Genomic DNA, 15,339 nt, shown 5'->3' with positions numbered 1-15,339 from the left:
TGCCTCATGACCATTTCTTCCGATGCCCGCATCGCCGTAGTCACCGGAGCCAGCTCCGGAATCGGTGAGGCCACCGCCCGCACCCTGGCAGCCCAGGGATTCCACGTCGTGATCGGTGCTCGCCGCGTCGATCGTCTAGAGAAGATCGCCGAGGAAATCGGCGGTACTGCTCTCGAACTCGACGTCACCGACGAGGATTCCGTCGACGCGTTTGCGGCCGTGGTCCCCCGTGTCGACGTGTTGGTCAACAACGCGGGTGGTGCAAAGGGTCTGGCGACGGTCCTGGACGCCGATCTGGACGACTGGCGGTGGATGTGGGAGACCAATGTCCTGGGCACGTTACGTGTGACGAAGGCACTGCTGCCCAAGCTGATCGATTCGGGTGATGGTCTGATCGTGACCATCACCTCGGTGGCTGCCCTGGAGGCATACGACAACGGTTCGGGCTACACCACCGCCAAGCACGCTCAAGCCGTACTTCATCGGACATTGCGCGGTGAACTGTTGGGCAAGCCCGTTCGTCTGACCGAAATCGCGCCGGGAGCCGTCGAGACGGAGTTCTCACTCGTCCGGTTCGAGGGTGATCAGGACAAGGCAGACAAGGTGTACGAGGGAATCACGCCGTTGGTGGCGCAGGACATCGCCGAAATCATCGGTTTTGTCGCGTCGCGGCCGTCGCACGTGAACCTCGATCAGATCATCGTCAAGCCGAGGGATCAGGCAAGCCCCGGTCGGTTCCACCGCACCACCAGCTAGGTCGAATCGTTCTGACTAACCAGTACGAATCGCCCGGTGCAGGACCAGGCCGAGATTGCGTGCAATCTCGGCCTCCGTCATTTCCGCGGAAGCGCCGCGGGCACTCACGGTTTCACCCGCGGTGATGATGTACCGACCGTCACCGGCATAGTCGTACCAGTGGAACGTTATTCCGGCGTCGGTCGGCCTGCTGTCGACGGCTCCGCCCGGGTATGCGGTGACTTCACCGATCGAGGTCCGTGCTCGGCCGAAGAACCGGCGCACTTCCTCGCTCCCGCGTGCACTGCCTGCGCTGCTCAGAAAGCTCTGTGCCCCGGCAGGTTTCGATCTCTCGATGCTCACACCACGCTCCGATCCGGCGGAGCAGGCAGGCAGCCGATCGACCAGCATCCTCGGAATTGCCGACGGACGCGACACAGTAAGAACCACGTCGGAGCCACAGTCCGGAGCCCTGCCGGGCAGTTGGGTTGCGAGCACGCCCAGGTCGCCGGCAACAACCCCGTGCAATCGCGTCACTGTACTCATGTTCTGTCCGTGAAAACCGGAAACCTCCACGCGAGCAGCGGGATTCGCAAGGGCTCCGAGAACGTGATGCAGCCGATCGTCAAGCATGGAAGACAGACGCGCTCCCGCTCGACGGCGCTCCGTTGTCAGCTCGTTCATTGTTTCGGCCGTCGGACGAAACCGCAGCGGGTACGGGAGTCGGTCACGTCCGACCGCTTCCCAGAGGATCGAGAATTCGAGGCCGGTGAATTGCCACTGCTTGGTTGTCATTCGCCCAGCACCGCCGGGGAGACCATGGGTAGGTCGCCGATCAGGGCGTTGCCGTTCTCGACCGTGACGAGGTAGCCGGGGGTGTCGTGCACGTTGTCTTCGTCTTGCCCTTGGCCGCGTCCCGGTGCCATGCCGCCGACGCCACCCATCGCGCCCCGACCGCTCTGCGCACCCGTCGCCGAGGTACCGCCAGTTCCGCTGACGCCCCCACGCCCGCCGCCGGCGAGGCCGCCCACGCCGCCAGGGCCGAGAGCACCACCTCCGGTGCCGCCTGGCCCGAAGCCGCCGGTACCGATTCCACCTGCGGAACCACCACCCGATCCGCTACCCATGAGGCCTGACGGCACTCCGGAACCGAGCTGAGCACCATTCGGAGTTGCACCTGCCAGGCCACCTGGCGCTGCACCGGCCGGCAGTGGACCGACACTTGCAGCGGAGGTCCCGGCCGGGCCGGAAACGTTTGCGGACCGGGCTGCATCGGCACCCGAATTCCCTTGGCCGTCAAGATCGCTGCCGTTTACCCCACTCCGGGGGTCGTCCCCAGAAAACCCCTGACCAGAACCGTCCTGCCCAGCACTGTCCGGGCGAGAACTGTCTCCGGCCGGGTTTGCATCGCCGAGGTGTCCACCGTCCGCCCCTCCACCAATTCCGCCACCTGATGTGAACGGCGCGCCGAGACCGTTCCCTGAGCCCGAAGTGTTCCCGGCGCCGGAACCACCACCGAATGCGCCGCCACTTCCAGCACCGCCGCTCCCGGTGACCGGATTGAACGCGGCCGAAAGGATCGGTACCTGGTCGTCCGCGCGCTTCATGTACGGCAGATACACGTCCTTCATCACCTGGCGCGCTTGACGTTCGGCTTCTTCCGCTTCGTATTGGGCCTGCTTCCAGGTCGAACCTGGAACCAGGCTGAGGATTTGCTCGACCGTCGAGGCGCCGTCAGGTGCCGGAATCGAGCGTTTTGCCTCGTCGAGTGCGATCTTCGCCTCTTCGATCTTGTTCGAGATCAGATCGACCCGCACCTTCAGCTCACCCGCGTCCGCCGAGTAGCCCAGCACGGCTTCCAACGCAGCCGAGCCGCCGCGCCCCTGCCAGCCTTCGGAGATCGCACCGTTCACGTCGTTCTGGAACTTCCCGATGCCGGCTTCCACCCGGCCGGCAATGGCTTTCCAGGCCTCACCGATTGCACTCAGGGTTGCCGGATCCATCTCGTTGACGTGATCGAAGATTTCGGAGTGCGACATCGCATCGAACGGATCGTCGTCCACGATTGCATGTTCGCTGTACTCCAGCGAGGAGGTCTGGGCGGAGAGGGCATCGCGCTCGCCCCAGGCTCGTGCGCGCTCTGCATCGGCGTCCGCGGTGGCAGCAACCATCTCGCCGTCGAACGCGCCGCGGTCGTCGGTCACGGATTGAATCAGGGCGGATACGCCGACCATGGGGCCGACAACGGGCAAGGCCGCCGCTGCCCCCTGCGCCACGTCGGAAATCCTGCCGAACACGTCGCCCAGATTTGGAATATCCACCGTTGTCCCCCGAATCCGAAACCCGCCTTGCTCCCCCGAGCCGACAGCACTTACCTGTACTGACGCACCCTGGGCCCGGACGGTTCCCTTCGTCGACCGATTTCTCGGTTCACAGCAGGAGAAATTTATGCCAGTGCGGACATCGACTTCCAGGTCGGCAGATCGATCGCCCAGTCGTAGATGTCGCCGTCCGCAGGAGACAGGTCGATCGACGTGCCGGTCACCTCGACGGGGTCACCGTAGAGGGCCGTTCCGAAGTACTCCTGCGCGTCAGACGTCGACAGGTTGATGCAACCGTTCGTGACGTTCGACGAGCCCTGCACCCCGGTGGTTTCAGGATTGGCGTGGATGAATTCGCCGTTGTTGGAGATGCGCACCGCCCAACGCTCGCGCACGTTCTCGTAGAACGGCGGGTTGGACATCATGAAGTCTTCGTACTTCTCGGTCACCATGTGAATGCCACTGCGCGTGACGTTTCGGGGTTCGTTGCCCTCGCCGTAGCTGACGGGAATGTCCATGATCGTCTGGCCGTCCCGCACCACCTGCATGCGGTGGCTCGGTGCATTCGCCTTCACGATCTGGCTGCGACCGATCGTGAAATCGAGCGTGAGATCCTGGTCGCCGTAGGCGCCACCGCCGTAGTTCAAGCCGTAGAGCTTGGCATCCAAATGGACAGTCGTTCCTGGCACCCAGTAATCGGCCGGGCGCCAATGGGCCCGAGATCCGCCGTTGTCGTCAGCCAGCCAAGCCCACGATCCGGCGGTGGGCGGCACTGTGGTCACGACAAGAGCCTTCTCGACGGCAGCCTTGTCGACGACGGAGTTGTCGAACTGCAACGTGATCGGTGCCGCGATGCCAACTTCTTGGTCGTCGGCGATGTTGAGGGTGGCGACGGTGGTCGACTCCGGGGCAACCGTCGTAAAGCTCCCTTGGACCGGCACGGATTTACCGTCGGTTCCGGTTGCCGAGCCCGACCACGAATACGTGGTGCCGTAGCCGAGTGCCTCACTGACGGTGAACGATGTCTTGTCGGGCGACAGTTGTCCGGCGACGGCCTTGCCGGCCGCGTTGCTGAGGTTGACGTCGGACAGCGTTCCCTGGGTCACCGCTACCGAGACGGGGGCGACCGGGCTGACATCTTTGGTGCCGGGCGCCGGCGTCGAGACCACGGTCGCCACCGGTGCTGGTTCGGCGGCCGCCGCGCCGCCCTGTCCGTCCTTGCCGCCGATCGTGCAGCCGACGAGGGCCACCATCACAGCGAGCAATACAGCTACCAACGCAACAAGACGCGAACGACTTCTCCGACCACCCAGCTCATGCACTTCAACAGGCTACCTGCGGGCTCTGTCAGGAATCAGACGGTGCAGCCCACAGTTACCGGTTCTGGTTCCAGTCGGACGCCGAACGCGGCTTCGACGCCGTCGCGCACTGTCCGCGCGAGCGAGACCACATCCGCACTCGTTGCGGACCCTCGGTTGGTCAATGCCAAGGTGTGTTTGGTCGACAGCCTGGCCGGTGCATCTTCGCCGGGATAACCCTTCGAGAACCCGGCACGTTCGATCAACCATCCGGCCGAGAGCTTGGTTCCACCACTGCCGGGGAACTGCGGCACGGTGACGTCTCCGAGTTGTTCGGCGATGGCGGAGAGCACGACGGGCAGCTTGTCGTCGGGCACCACGGGGTTGGTGAAGAAGGAACCCGCGCTCCAGGTGTCGTGGTCGTACGGATCGAGGACCATCGCCTTGCCTGTCCGGAGCCCCAGAACTGCCTCGCGGACCTGCGACGCAGGCAACCGCGCGCCTTCCTCGGCTCCGAGTGCAGTGAACAGTTCGCGGTACGCGAGCGGGGCGCTCAATCCGTCGGTCGAGGCATCGAATTCGACGGCGAGAACCACTGCTGCATCCGAATGCTTGAGAACGCTCGACCGGTAACCCAACTCGAGTTTCGACGGTTCGGCCCACGACACTTCGCCACTGCGTCGGTCGAGCAATTGAACTCGCCGGAGCCGCGAACCAACCTCGACGCCGTATGCGCCGACGTTCTGTACCGGCGTCGCACCAGTGGAGCCCGGAATGCCGGAGAGGCACTCGAGGCCGCCCAACTCCGCGGCGACCGATTGCCCGACTACTTCGTCCCAGACCGCGCCCGCTTCGGCAACGACGCGGTCCGTGTCGAGGCTCACGGTGGTGTTGGCCACACGAACGACAACTCCGTCGAATCCCGCGTCGGAAATCACGAGATTCGATCCGCCGGCGAGAATCAGCGTCGGAATCTGCTCGCGATCGAGCAGCGTCACGACGTCGATCAACGACTGCGTCGTCGGGCATTCTGCGAGCAGCCGCGCCGGTCCCCCGATTCGGAGCGTCGTCAATCCTGACAAGTCAACGTTCTCGGACACGAAAGCGCCTGATTCCACGACGCGTCTGCCAATGGTTACGTCCCACACATCGATAAACGGTAGCCTCCACAATCGTGAGCCGTCGCATCGAGCATTTGTCGAAGTACACAGTCCCCGCCGAGAAGGTCCACGAGGCGGTGACCTCCGAGCAGTACTGGCGCGACCGAATCGTCGCTGTCGGTGGTCCCGGCGCAGCGATCGAAGAGCTGACCGTGCGCGACGAGACCGTCGCAGTCACGATGTCGCAGATCATTGCCGCCGAGCACCTCCCGAGCATGGTGTCCAAGGTCGTCAACGGCGACATCGTCATCAAGCGCAGTGAAACGATGGCGCCGTTCAAGGACGGCAAGGCCACCGGCACCTTCTCCGCCCACGTCGACGGCGTTCCCGCCCGTATCGAGGGCACCCAGGTCCTGACGGGTGACGAGAACTCCGCCACTCTCGAGATCGACGGTGAGGTCGAAGTCAAGATCCCGTTCCTCGGCGGAAAGATCGAAAGCGCGATAGTCGACGAGGTTGTCCGGCTCATCCAGGCCGAACAGGACTTCACCCGGGAGTGGACCGCGAAGTAAAATCCCGCGGGCGGCGATAGTTGTGGATGCGGCCAATTTGCCTCGTCTGCGGATACAGCCAATTTGCCTTGTCACAGCGCGTAACCGGTATTCTTTTCGATCATGGCTCGCCGCATCGACTACTCCGCCCGCTATCAGCACTCCCCCGAGCAGGTCTACGCGGCGCTGGCGGACCGCTCGTACTGGGAGGCCCGCGTCGACGAGATGCGCAAGCATTCCGAGAACCATGTTGAACATTTCGAGGTCACCGACTCCGGAATCGATCTCGTGCTCCACCACATTCTTCCGCGTACCGATTTGCCGGACATCGCCCAGACTGTGATGAAGAAGGACCTGGTCATCACTCGTAAGGAGTCGTACGGCGCCTTCGGTGACACAGTGACCGGAACATACGAGGCTTCCATCCCCGCCGGGCCGGGAAGTCTGTCCGGAACCATGGAGTTGTTCGCCACCGATACCGGGTCCACGCTGCGAACCACGTCCGAGGCCAAGGTTTTCATACCGTTCATCGGCGCGAAGTTGGAACAGCTCATGCTCATCAACCTCGTCGATCTTTTCCGTACCGAAGCTCAGGTCACGGCGACCTGGCTCGCCGCTCGCTGAAGCCGGCGTGAAGAAGGCTCCACCCCCGAAGATCGAGGGGGTCATCACCCGTGGCACGACGGGGATCAACCGATTGCGACGAAGTGACCGGTGGATCCTCCACAACCGCACGATCGCGCACGCCCTCGACAACGCTGCCGATCCGTTGATCGTCGACCTCGGATACGGGGCGAGGCCGGACACCACCTTCGAGATGGCAAGCCGCCTCTCCGCTGTCCGGCGGGACCGACGCGTCATCGGACTCGAGATCGACCCCGCCCGCGTGGTCGAGAGTCGTGACGGTGTCAGCTTCGCCCGCGGTGGATTCGAACTGGCCGGTCTCACACCCATTTTCGTGCGCGCATTCAACGTTCTCCGGCAGTACCCGGAGGACGCGGTTCATTCGGCCTGGTCGCACATCCAGTCCGGTCTCGCACCGGGCGGACTGTTACTCGACGGCACCTGCGACGAACTCGGGAGGCGTTGCGCCTGGGTACTTCTCGACGCCGATCGTCCTTTGACTCTGACATTGGCTTGGGACCCCTTCGACGTCGAGCGACCGTCCGACATCGCGGAACGACTGCCGAAGGCTCTCATCCATCGCAATGTTCCGGGCGAGCCGATCCATGCGTTGCTCAGCGCTGCCGATCGAGCCTGGGCCACTGCTGCGCCGCACGCCTCGTTCGGCCCTCGCCACCGCTGGGCCGCCGCCTTGGAAATTCTTCGGGCGCAAGGAATTCCCGTCCAGCCCGCGCGTCGACGCCTTCGTGACTGCATCTTGACCGTGCCCTGGCATGTCGTGGCGCCTAACCCCTGACCTCACAGACGGGAAACGCCCCGCCGCGGAGGTGCTCTCCGCGGTGGGGCGTCTTTGTGCAGGCGTCGGGCTAGGACCCGAAGATGTTGCCGAGGCTGTTGAGCGAACCGGTTCCGCCGTTGCCGGGTTCTCCACCGTCGACGGGTGCGGCGATCTGGACTGAGACCTGATCGGACGACGCCGTCACGGTTCCAGCGCCCGAGTACTCCGCCGCGACAACGCGCTGACCCTGAGTTGCGGGCTTCCACGAAAGGCTGGCTTTTCCGGACGAATCGACCGTTGCCGTGCCGATGACCGACTCGCCGTCCTTGAAGGTGACTGTGCCACCTGCATTTGCGGGGCTGATCTGAGCGGAGATGGTCTGCGCTACGCCCACCTGCCCCGGCACTACGCTGAGATCTGTTGTGGAGCTTGTTGTTCCGGCGGGTTGTTCGGCGACTGTCACATTTGCGGTGGTACTCGACCCGGTGACACCGGATCGGCCGGCGAACACAGCTTCCACCGTCTGCGCACCTGCAACCGTCGGAACCCAGGCGTAGGTGGCTTCACCGTTGCCGGCCACCGGTACCGAAGCCAGCACCGTTCCACCGACCTTGAACGTGACTGTTCCACCGGTGCCCGACGCGGACACAGTCGCTTTGAGAGTGGTCGACTTGCCGACCTGCGCGCCCGAGATCGCCGTCAGGGCCGTGCTGGACTGAGCATCGGCCTGCGAAACGTTCACGTTCACCGGTGCCGAAGTCGAACCGACGGCGCGCGCCGTGTCGGCGAACTTCGCTGTGATCGAATGATCTCCACGGGTGGTCGGCGTCCAGGCCAGTGTTGCAACACCATTGGCGAGCGTGCCCGCACCGATCTTGGAACCCGCGTCGAAGAACTCCACCGAATCACCGTCGGCACCACCGGTTACCGTCGCACTCAACGTCACCGGTTGTCCCACCTGAGCGCCACCGACGGGAGCAAGCGTCGTCGTCGACACGTTCTTCTGAACCTGCACCGACGGACCACGGCCGTTTGTCGTGTCATTCACCCAAGCCGAACCGTCGAAATGAACGGTACTCACCAAGTCCGCTCCGCGTTCACACCCTGCACCGACCCGATACTGAAACTCGAACGACTTCGTATTGTTCTGATACAACGGCCAATCGGTGATGCTCGCACTGACACGCACAGAATCAGCGCTCACCGGCATCTCCGGGGAATACGCCTTCCCGTTCACCTTCGCCGAACCCTCGACATAAGTCATGCACGACGGATGAAAATCCCGAACCGCGTAGAGGTAATTGACCAGAAAGTCGGTCCGCTTGAACACCGTCGCAGAGGTGATCACATCACCTTCCGACGGCGTCGCGTTACTGATCGTTCGCGTGATCTTGTAACCACTCGAATTGAACTCAGCCGTCACCGGAGCCGCACTCGCAACCCCGACACCCGCAACCACCGCGAATCCCGCAGCAACAGCAAACACGCTCAAACCACCGATAACACGACGAACACCACTCACGGACATCCACAACCCTCTCGACAACGGGGGCAGACAGCCGTCCAGGACAAGCGTCCGTCTGCTTTGATGCCGTGACGTTATCCCATTGACTGTAAAGTAACTACGCTTTTCGCAGATTTGGTTCATAGGCGACATCGCTGAGCTGCGATAACCATAGGCGGAAAGTCCCGAACCGCCGGACTAGATATTGTCCTACCTGCGCGAAAGACAAAACATTCGCCCCGAAGTAGCGCGTTTCAAATCTCTGATATCGGCGTCATGTTCGATTTCCGGCATGATGCCGGAAGGTCGCAGCGGCATCAAAATCGATCTCGATTACAGGCTTGCGGCGAGCGCCAACTCCACCCGAACGGCAACGTCGACACTCGCGTTTTCACACGAGAGATACAACTCGTGCGCGTCGAGTCGGCCTATCGCCACCGCATCGGCGACTACTTCGTTGAGCAGAACTTGAGAAATTCCACCGGAAGCGAGGTCGTGCACGGTACGCAGCGGTGTGGTGATGCGGATGGGCCCGATCTGTTCACACTCGTCGTCTGCGAGCGGCAGTCGGTGCAGAGCGACCTGGCGGGTCGGCGCTGCGAGAGGGTGCGCAACGGAGAGATGAATGAAGCGAGGTTGCAGGTGCCCGAGGCCATGTAGATCTGCGGCGCTGTAATGCGAGACAGTTGCGCTACCGGCGAACCACGTGCACCACTTCGCAAACTCGTCCAAGGCAGTATGTCTGACGCGTTCGAGACGGAAGAGTCCGCGACACTCACACGTCCAAGCTCCCGATTCCGCCATCTCGTCCATCAAGGCCAGACCGAAACCCAGTTCGGATGCCTGGAGAGCCGTGACAAATCCGCACTGTCGCAGCGCCAGCAGCTCGAGTGATTCGTAGTCCGAAGCCATGACCACCTCCGGTGACCGTCGAAAACGCCGTTTCGAACAGACTACGGGCGACTGTGTCGCGCATCACATGAATGAGGAAGTACGTATTCACAGAGTTCGTTCAGACTCGTCGGGAAGAATCTGGCGAATGACTGTCGCAGCGAACAACCCTCGTCCGCGCAATCGAGTGCTCATCATCCTTCTCGTGGTGATCGCCGTACTCGTCGCGGCACTCGTCGGTGGAGAACTGTACGTACGCAACCAGGTGAAGACCTGCATGGCCGACCAGTTCCAGAGCGAACTGGGATCCCAGGTCGATGTCGGGTTGAGCTGGAAGCCCGTACTCCTGCAGGCAGTCGACAAGAAGGTGCCGTACATCAGCATCGACAGTGACGACTCTTCGTTCGGTCCCGCAACGGGAATGCAGGTTCACGCGAAGGTGAACGACATCAACTTGCAGCCCTCGGCGGGTAACAGCGGCACCATCGGCAGCTCCAGCGCCGACGTCACCTGGTCTACCGCAGGTATTCTCGCCACGTTGCAGGAGCAGACCTTCGGTGGCCTCGTCTCCGGCGTCACCGCCGACTCGAGCGCCGGAACACTCGCATTCGACGTCGGACCGGTCGGGCTCGCGAAGCTCACGGTCAAGCCCACCGTCACGAACGGTGTGGTCGACGTTCAGACCGTCGGCGCCGAGATTCTCGGATTGGGTCTGCCGACCGACCTGGTCGACGGCATCGTCCAGACACTCACCGACAGCCTGCAGACGTACCCGCTGGACATGAAGCCCACCAAGCTGACCGTCACCGACGACGCTATCGAGATCTCGCTCGAGGGCGGCGCTTACGCCATGCCCGTCGCCGACGCGAACAACCAGAACACCTCGGCGGTGCCGGACAGCTGCGGCCTGCTGACCTAGTCGGTCAGACCGTCCAACACTGCTCGGGTTCCGGATAATCCGAGGCGGGTGGCGCCGGCCGCGATCATGTCGAGTGCCGCCTGCGTCGTACGTATTCCGCCGCTGGCCTTGACTCCCACGCCCGGACCGACCGTCTGCGCCATCAGTTCGACGGCCTCGACGGTTGCCCCGCCCGCAGGATGGAATCCGGTGGAGGTCTTGACGAAGTTCGCCCCGGCACGCACAGCTGCGCGGCAGCATTCGACGATGGCCTCGTCGGACAGCGCTGCGGTTTCGAGGATCACTTTGAGGATCGCACTCTCCCCCATCGCCTCACGGACGGTGAGGATGTCTGCGAGCACAGCGCTATAGTCGCCGGCAACCGCCGCTCCTACGTCGATGACCATGTCGATCTCGGCTGCGCCCTGATCGACGGCCAGTCGCGCTTCAGCGCCCTTGACCAGCGAATGATGCTTCCCCGACGGGAATCCGACGACGGCCGCCGTCACCAGTCCGTCGGCGCGAATCGGCAACATCGACGGCGAGACACAGACAGCCAGCACACCGAGGCTGCGTGCTTCGTCGATCAGGGCGGTCACATCGGCCGCGGTGGCTTCGGGTTTGAGGAGAGTGTGGTCCACCATCGCGGCAACCTGGGAACGAGTGAGCGCAGCTTCAGACATGATGGAAAGCTTGGCACACCACCACTCGACCGTCGCCGCAGCCGCACCTGAGAGACTAGGCCGCATGACCGCTGCGCCTTCGATCGACGATCGTCGCTATGTTCTGTCCCTCGGCTGCCCCGACACCACGGGCATCGTCGCACGCATCTCGACCTTTCTCACCGACGTCGGTGGATGGATCGTGGAAGCGGCGTATCACGCCGATGCCGACACCGGATGGTTCTTCACGCGTCAGGCGGTCCGTGCGTCTTCGGTGAGCGTGAGCATCGACGAGCTTCGTGAACGGTTCAAAGCTGTTGCGGCCGAGATCGGTCCGGAAACCGAGTGGACGCTTCACGACTCGGGCGCACCCAAGAAGATCGTGCTGCTCGTGAGCAAGGAAGGTCACTGCTTGCATGACCTCCTGGGTCGCGCTGCGGGCGGGGAACTTCCGGCAGAAATCAGCGCCGTCATCGGAAACCACGAGGATCTGCGCAGTGTCACCGAGCGCCACGGGATCGATTTCCATCACGTTCCGTTCGCCAAGGACCCGGCCGAGCGCGGACCGTCCTTCGAGAAGGTCCGCGCCCTGGTCGACGCTCACAACCCCGACGCCGTGGTTCTTGCACGCTTCATGCAGGTGCTGCCCGAATCACTGTGCGAGCACTGGACCGGCCGCGCGATCAACATCCACCACAGCTTCTTGCCGTCGTTCATCGGTGCCCGCCCGTACCACCAGGCCTTCGCGCGCGGTGTGAAATTGATCGGCGCCACGTGCCACTACGTGACCGCTGAACTCGATGCCGGTCCGATCATCGAGCAGGACGTGATCCGCGTCGACCATGCCGACGATGTCGCCGACATGGTTCGTCAGGGTCGAGACATCGAAAAGCTCGTGCTCTCACGCGGACTGCGCTGGCACCTCGAGGATCGTGTGCTGGTCCACGGGCGGAAGACGGTTGTCTTCAGCTAGAGCAGCGATGCGCTAGAGGTTGCGCAGTCGCACGATTTCCTTGTCGAACTCGTCGATGTTCTCGATCGAGGAGATGTGACCGACGCCTGGCAACACGATCAACCGTTCGAGGTTGCCGGCGTCGTCGAGGACCCGCGCAAGCTTGCGCGCATGGACCGGCGGAGTGAGCCGATCAAGCGAACCGACGAGCACGGTGGTGGGCACCTCGAGGTTGTCGAGTCCCTCGTGAATGTCCAGGGTGCTCAGCACTGCTCCCCAACCGCCACGGATGTGGGGCTCGCACTCGCGAACGATGTTCTCGCAGAACTGAATCTCGGCCTTGGTCGCGTTCGGTGACATCGAGAAGTATTGGATCGCCTTCGTCATCGCGCCCGACGAGACAAACGGAACGGGCGAGCTGAGGAGGGCGCGGCCCACCGGAACCGGCACCCGAGGAAAACGATTGGGCAGTGGAATGACCGTGGTCTCGGCGATCAACCTCTCGCTCGCGGTGCTCGCGAGCATGACCGCCGACGCGTACTTCTTGACCTCGTCGGGGTGGCGACCAGCCCAGGCGATGATGCTCATGCCGCCCATGCTGTGACCGACGATGACTGCCTTCTTGTCCTCGCGAACCGTGGCTGCCAGCACGGCAGACAGGTCGTCGGCAAGGACGTCCGGACCAAGCGGGAGATTGCCGACGGTGCTGCGGCCGTGACCACGCTGATCGTAGGTGATGACGCGATATTCGCCGGCAAGCGCATTGACCTGCGGGTACCAGAATTCGGTTGAGCACGTCCAGCCGTGACTGAGAACGATCGGATCGCCGTCGACGGGACCGTAAGCCCGGACATGGATGATCGCACCGTCGTCGGTGGTCAGTTCGCTGATATCGGCTTCGAGCGTCGGAGTCTTCAGGAGTGCGTTGGGCTCGACGTCGCTCGAGAGAGTCAAACCGCGCGTGGATCGGCGATGACGGATCCCAGCGACCGCCGCGACGAGTGCTCCCACTCCGACGGCGCCGGCCAGTACTCGAAGTTCTGTGGCACGCGAACGACTGGACATGCATTTACCCCTGACCGCTACTGACGACAGACGGATTCAATCTATGTGTGACTGCCGTTAACTGACACTATCACTCGAACAACGCTCGTTGTCAGCGTTGGAGCGAAGAGTGGGACAGCACACGATGCGAGAACCGCGGCACACTACCAGCGAGAACCGCCGTGCTGGATGTCATCCACGCGCGGGCGAACGTCCACGAGATACACGCACACGGCAACGACCGCGATGATGCCCAGCAGACCGACAGGAGACGTCGCCAAAAGGATCAACGCCGCGACGATCAGAATTCCCAGCCAGATCGGCTTGGTCAATTTGTTGACGGCGGTGAAGGCGTCCGGGCGCTGCCTGACAGCATGAACGATCGCGTAGACAGCACCCACCAGCGCGAGCACTTTGAGTGCGAGAAAGATCAGACCGACTAGCCCATCGACTTGAGTCACAACTACATCCTAAGTTCTCATCCGGTTCCCGACGAACACGAAGGCTCCCACACTCGGCTGAGCGCGGGAGCCTTCGTCAGTTGGAGCTGGGCAAATCAGGCCTTCTTGGCCGGAGCAACCTTCTTGGCCGGAGCCGGCGCGGTGGCCTTGGCCGGTGCAGCCTTCGCGGGAGCAGCCTTGGCCGGAGCGGCCTTCTTGGCGGCGGTGGTTGCGCGCTCCTGGACGTCGGAAGCAGCAGCGGTCACGCGAGCGGCAGCTTCCTTGGAAGCCTCGTCAGCCTGGTCACCGAGGTCGAGGACCTTCAGTGCAGCCTCGTCGCCGGCGTCGGCAATCTTCTCGCCGGCGTCAGCGATCTTCTCGCCGACCTCTTCTGCGGTGTCGGAGATGCGTCCGGCAGCGCGGCCGGCCAGCTTGGCAGCCTGCTCGCCCACGGCGCGCGTCTGACGAGCAACGGTTCCGAGTGCGTCTTCGGTCAGCTCGACGGCGTCGCCGAGTGCCGACTCTGCAGCAGCGATGCCCTCTTCGACTGCGGGCTGCTTGCGGATGCGCTCGACTGCGTCTTCGCCGCGCTCTGCGAGGGAGTTGTACAGATCGCCGGCAACCTTGAGGTATGCCTCGGCGACCTTACGGAGCTCCTCGGGTGCGAACTTCTCGCGAAGCTCGGCAAGCTCTTCGGGGAGCTCGGACGGCAGGCCGGCGAGACGCTCGCGCAGTGCCTCGACGCTCTCGGCAACGTCACCCTGGACGGAAGCGAGCTTCTCTCGGGCACCGTCGACACGGCCGTTGACGTCGCCCTGAGTGTTCTCGGCGCGCTCACGAACCTGAGCAACAACGTCGGCTACGGCCTGGACAACGAGGTCGCCTGCACCGACGGCGGCGTAGAGCGAGGTCTTGACGCTGTCGATGGTGTTCTTGTCAGTCATCTTTTTCTCCTAGTGAAGTCTCGGTGTCTGGAATTGCGGCCGATTCAGCGGAATCGGGCGCTGCGGCTGGTCTGGACGACTCGTTCTCGCGACAGAACGAGTCGTAGATTTCGAGCAGTACTTGCTTCTGCCGTTCGTTGATGGCCGTCTCGGCCAACACCGCGTCCCTGATGGGACTGTGCGGGCGTTGTTCGAGATATCCCGCTTGGACGTACAGAACTTCCGAGGAGACTCGAAGGCCCTTGGCAATTTGCGCCAGTACGTCTGCCGACGGTTTACGCAATCCGCGTTCGATCTGACTCAGATACGGATTGCTGACGCCGGCGAGTTGGGCAAGTTGGCGCATCGAAACTTGGGCGGCTTCCCGCTGTGCACGAATGAACCCCCCGATGTCGTGTGCCGCAGAGCTGACGACGCGAGCTGCCAAGTCGCTTGCTCCGGCTGCGGCACCGGATGATTCACGATCTCCGTCATCGGAGTTCGTCGACTTCGCTGGCATTGCGTCCTCCCTTTCCAGTGGACATTTCCCAGGATAGGAGAGGGTGCTAACTATTGCAAGCACTACTGCTAGCACTCGTGGCGGACGTCACATACCGG

Annotated in this window: 17 protein-coding genes; 6 read left to right on the top strand and 11 right to left on the bottom strand. The window is 63.1% G+C overall.

The genetic code is table 11. The annotated features are described in order from the left end of the window. The first annotated feature begins 6 nt into the window (after positions 1 to 6). The gene (locus QM716_RS15285) at positions 7 to 756 is read left to right on the top strand and encodes an SDR family NAD(P)-dependent oxidoreductase (protein WP_283304900.1); all 750 of its coding nucleotides are present in this window, start codon (positions 7 to 9) and stop codon (positions 754 to 756) included. Between the two features lie 15 nt (positions 757 to 771). Here the strand turns inward: QM716_RS15285 and QM716_RS15280 are convergent, their stop codons facing one another. The 4 genes from QM716_RS15280 to QM716_RS15265 form a co-directional block, all read right to left on the bottom strand. Beyond that, positions 772 to 1,530 carry an ESX secretion-associated protein EspG gene (locus QM716_RS15280; protein ID WP_283304899.1) on the bottom strand — a complete coding sequence of 253 codons (759 nt, stop codon included), beginning with the start codon at positions 1,528 to 1,530 and terminating at the stop codon, positions 772 to 774. Then, positions 1,527 to 3,056 carry a hypothetical protein gene (locus tag QM716_RS15275; RefSeq protein ID WP_283304898.1) on the bottom strand — a complete coding sequence of 510 codons (1,530 nt, stop codon included), beginning with the start codon at positions 3,054 to 3,056 and terminating at the stop codon, positions 1,527 to 1,529. The genes QM716_RS15280 and QM716_RS15275 overlap by 4 nt, the downstream gene beginning before the upstream one ends. A 125-nt stretch (positions 3,057 to 3,181) precedes the next feature. Beyond that, complete coding sequence (locus tag QM716_RS15270) at positions 3,182 to 4,378, bottom strand: L,D-transpeptidase (protein ID WP_283304897.1); 1,197 nt, start codon at positions 4,376 to 4,378, stop codon at positions 3,182 to 3,184. A 32-nt stretch (positions 4,379 to 4,410) separates the two neighbouring features. Beyond that, positions 4,411 to 5,454, bottom strand: a complete 1,044-nt coding sequence (locus QM716_RS15265) for a UDP-N-acetylmuramate dehydrogenase (RefSeq protein ID WP_283304896.1) — start codon at positions 5,452 to 5,454, stop codon at positions 4,411 to 4,413. A 74-nt stretch (positions 5,455 to 5,528) separates the two neighbouring features. Between QM716_RS15265 and QM716_RS15260 the strand changes: the two genes are divergently transcribed. The 3 genes from QM716_RS15260 (at position 5,529) to QM716_RS15250 (ending at position 7,425) form a co-directional block, all read left to right on the top strand. Beyond that, positions 5,529 to 6,026, top strand: a complete 498-nt coding sequence (locus tag QM716_RS15260; RefSeq protein WP_283304895.1) for a DUF2505 domain-containing protein — start codon at positions 5,529 to 5,531, stop codon at positions 6,024 to 6,026. A gap of 102 nt (positions 6,027 to 6,128) precedes the next feature. Continuing rightward, positions 6,129 to 6,629, top strand: coding sequence for a DUF2505 domain-containing protein (locus QM716_RS15255; protein ID WP_095970401.1), 501 nt, complete (start codon positions 6,129 to 6,131; stop codon positions 6,627 to 6,629). Positions 6,630 to 6,636: 7 nt separating this feature from the next. Then, positions 6,637 to 7,425: a class I SAM-dependent methyltransferase gene (locus QM716_RS15250; RefSeq protein ID WP_283304894.1), complete on the top strand. Its 789-nt coding sequence runs from the start codon at positions 6,637 to 6,639 to the stop codon at positions 7,423 to 7,425. Positions 7,426 to 7,495: 70 nt separating this feature from the next. Here QM716_RS15250 and QM716_RS15245 read toward each other — a convergent pair whose 3' ends face one another. After that, positions 7,496 to 8,935 carry an Ig-like domain-containing protein gene (locus QM716_RS15245; RefSeq protein WP_283304893.1) on the bottom strand — a complete coding sequence of 480 codons (1,440 nt, stop codon included), beginning with the start codon at positions 8,933 to 8,935 and terminating at the stop codon, positions 7,496 to 7,498. A gap of 309 nt (positions 8,936 to 9,244) precedes the next feature. Then, a complete protein-coding gene (locus tag QM716_RS15240; RefSeq protein WP_283304892.1) occupies positions 9,245 to 9,823 on the bottom strand; it encodes a type IV toxin-antitoxin system AbiEi family antitoxin domain-containing protein in 579 nt (192 codons plus the stop codon). Positions 9,824 to 9,950: 127 nt separating this feature from the next. Between QM716_RS15240 and QM716_RS15235 the strand changes: the two genes are divergently transcribed. Then, the gene (locus QM716_RS15235) at positions 9,951 to 10,721 is read left to right on the top strand and encodes an LmeA family phospholipid-binding protein (RefSeq protein WP_283304891.1); all 771 of its coding nucleotides are present in this window, start codon (positions 9,951 to 9,953) and stop codon (positions 10,719 to 10,721) included. Here QM716_RS15235 and deoC read toward each other — a convergent pair. Beyond that, positions 10,718 to 11,383 carry a deoxyribose-phosphate aldolase gene (deoC, locus tag QM716_RS15230; protein ID WP_050656712.1) on the bottom strand — a complete coding sequence of 222 codons (666 nt, stop codon included), beginning with the start codon at positions 11,381 to 11,383 and terminating at the stop codon, positions 10,718 to 10,720. The genes QM716_RS15235 and deoC overlap by 4 nt on opposite strands. A 64-nt stretch (positions 11,384 to 11,447) precedes the next feature. Here deoC and purU point away from each other — a divergent pair, with 64 nt between their 5' ends. Next, the gene (purU, locus tag QM716_RS15225) at positions 11,448 to 12,335 is read left to right on the top strand and encodes a formyltetrahydrofolate deformylase (protein WP_283304890.1); all 888 of its coding nucleotides are present in this window, start codon (positions 11,448 to 11,450) and stop codon (positions 12,333 to 12,335) included. A gap of 12 nt (positions 12,336 to 12,347) precedes the next feature. Here purU and QM716_RS15220 read toward each other — a convergent pair whose 3' ends face one another. The 4 genes from QM716_RS15220 to QM716_RS15205 all read right to left on the bottom strand — a co-directional run bounded on the left by QM716_RS15220 (position 12,348) and on the right by QM716_RS15205 (position 15,241). After that, entirely contained in the window at positions 12,348 to 13,379 is a 1,032-nt protein-coding gene (locus QM716_RS15220; RefSeq protein WP_283304889.1) for an alpha/beta fold hydrolase, read from the bottom strand. 143 nt (positions 13,380 to 13,522) lie between these two features. Continuing rightward, positions 13,523 to 13,819, bottom strand: a complete 297-nt coding sequence (locus QM716_RS15215; RefSeq protein ID WP_003941505.1) for a DUF2516 family protein — start codon at positions 13,817 to 13,819, stop codon at positions 13,523 to 13,525. Positions 13,820 to 13,914: 95 nt separating this feature from the next. After that, positions 13,915 to 14,742: a heparin-binding hemagglutinin gene (locus tag QM716_RS15210; protein ID WP_283304888.1), complete on the bottom strand. Its 828-nt coding sequence runs from the start codon at positions 14,740 to 14,742 to the stop codon at positions 13,915 to 13,917. After that, positions 14,735 to 15,241: a helix-turn-helix domain-containing protein gene (locus QM716_RS15205; RefSeq protein ID WP_283304887.1), complete on the bottom strand. Its 507-nt coding sequence runs from the start codon at positions 15,239 to 15,241 to the stop codon at positions 14,735 to 14,737. Before QM716_RS15205 ends, QM716_RS15210 begins: the two co-directional genes overlap by 8 nt. Positions 15,242 to 15,339: the final 98 nt, after the last annotated feature.

This window comes from Rhodococcus sp. IEGM 1409, from assembly GCF_030056735.1.
GTDB lineage: Bacteria > Actinomycetota > Actinomycetes > Mycobacteriales > Mycobacteriaceae > Rhodococcus_F.
The sequence above is the reverse complement of the archived record's forward strand: the minus strand, read 5'-3'. Positions and strand labels throughout refer to the sequence as shown.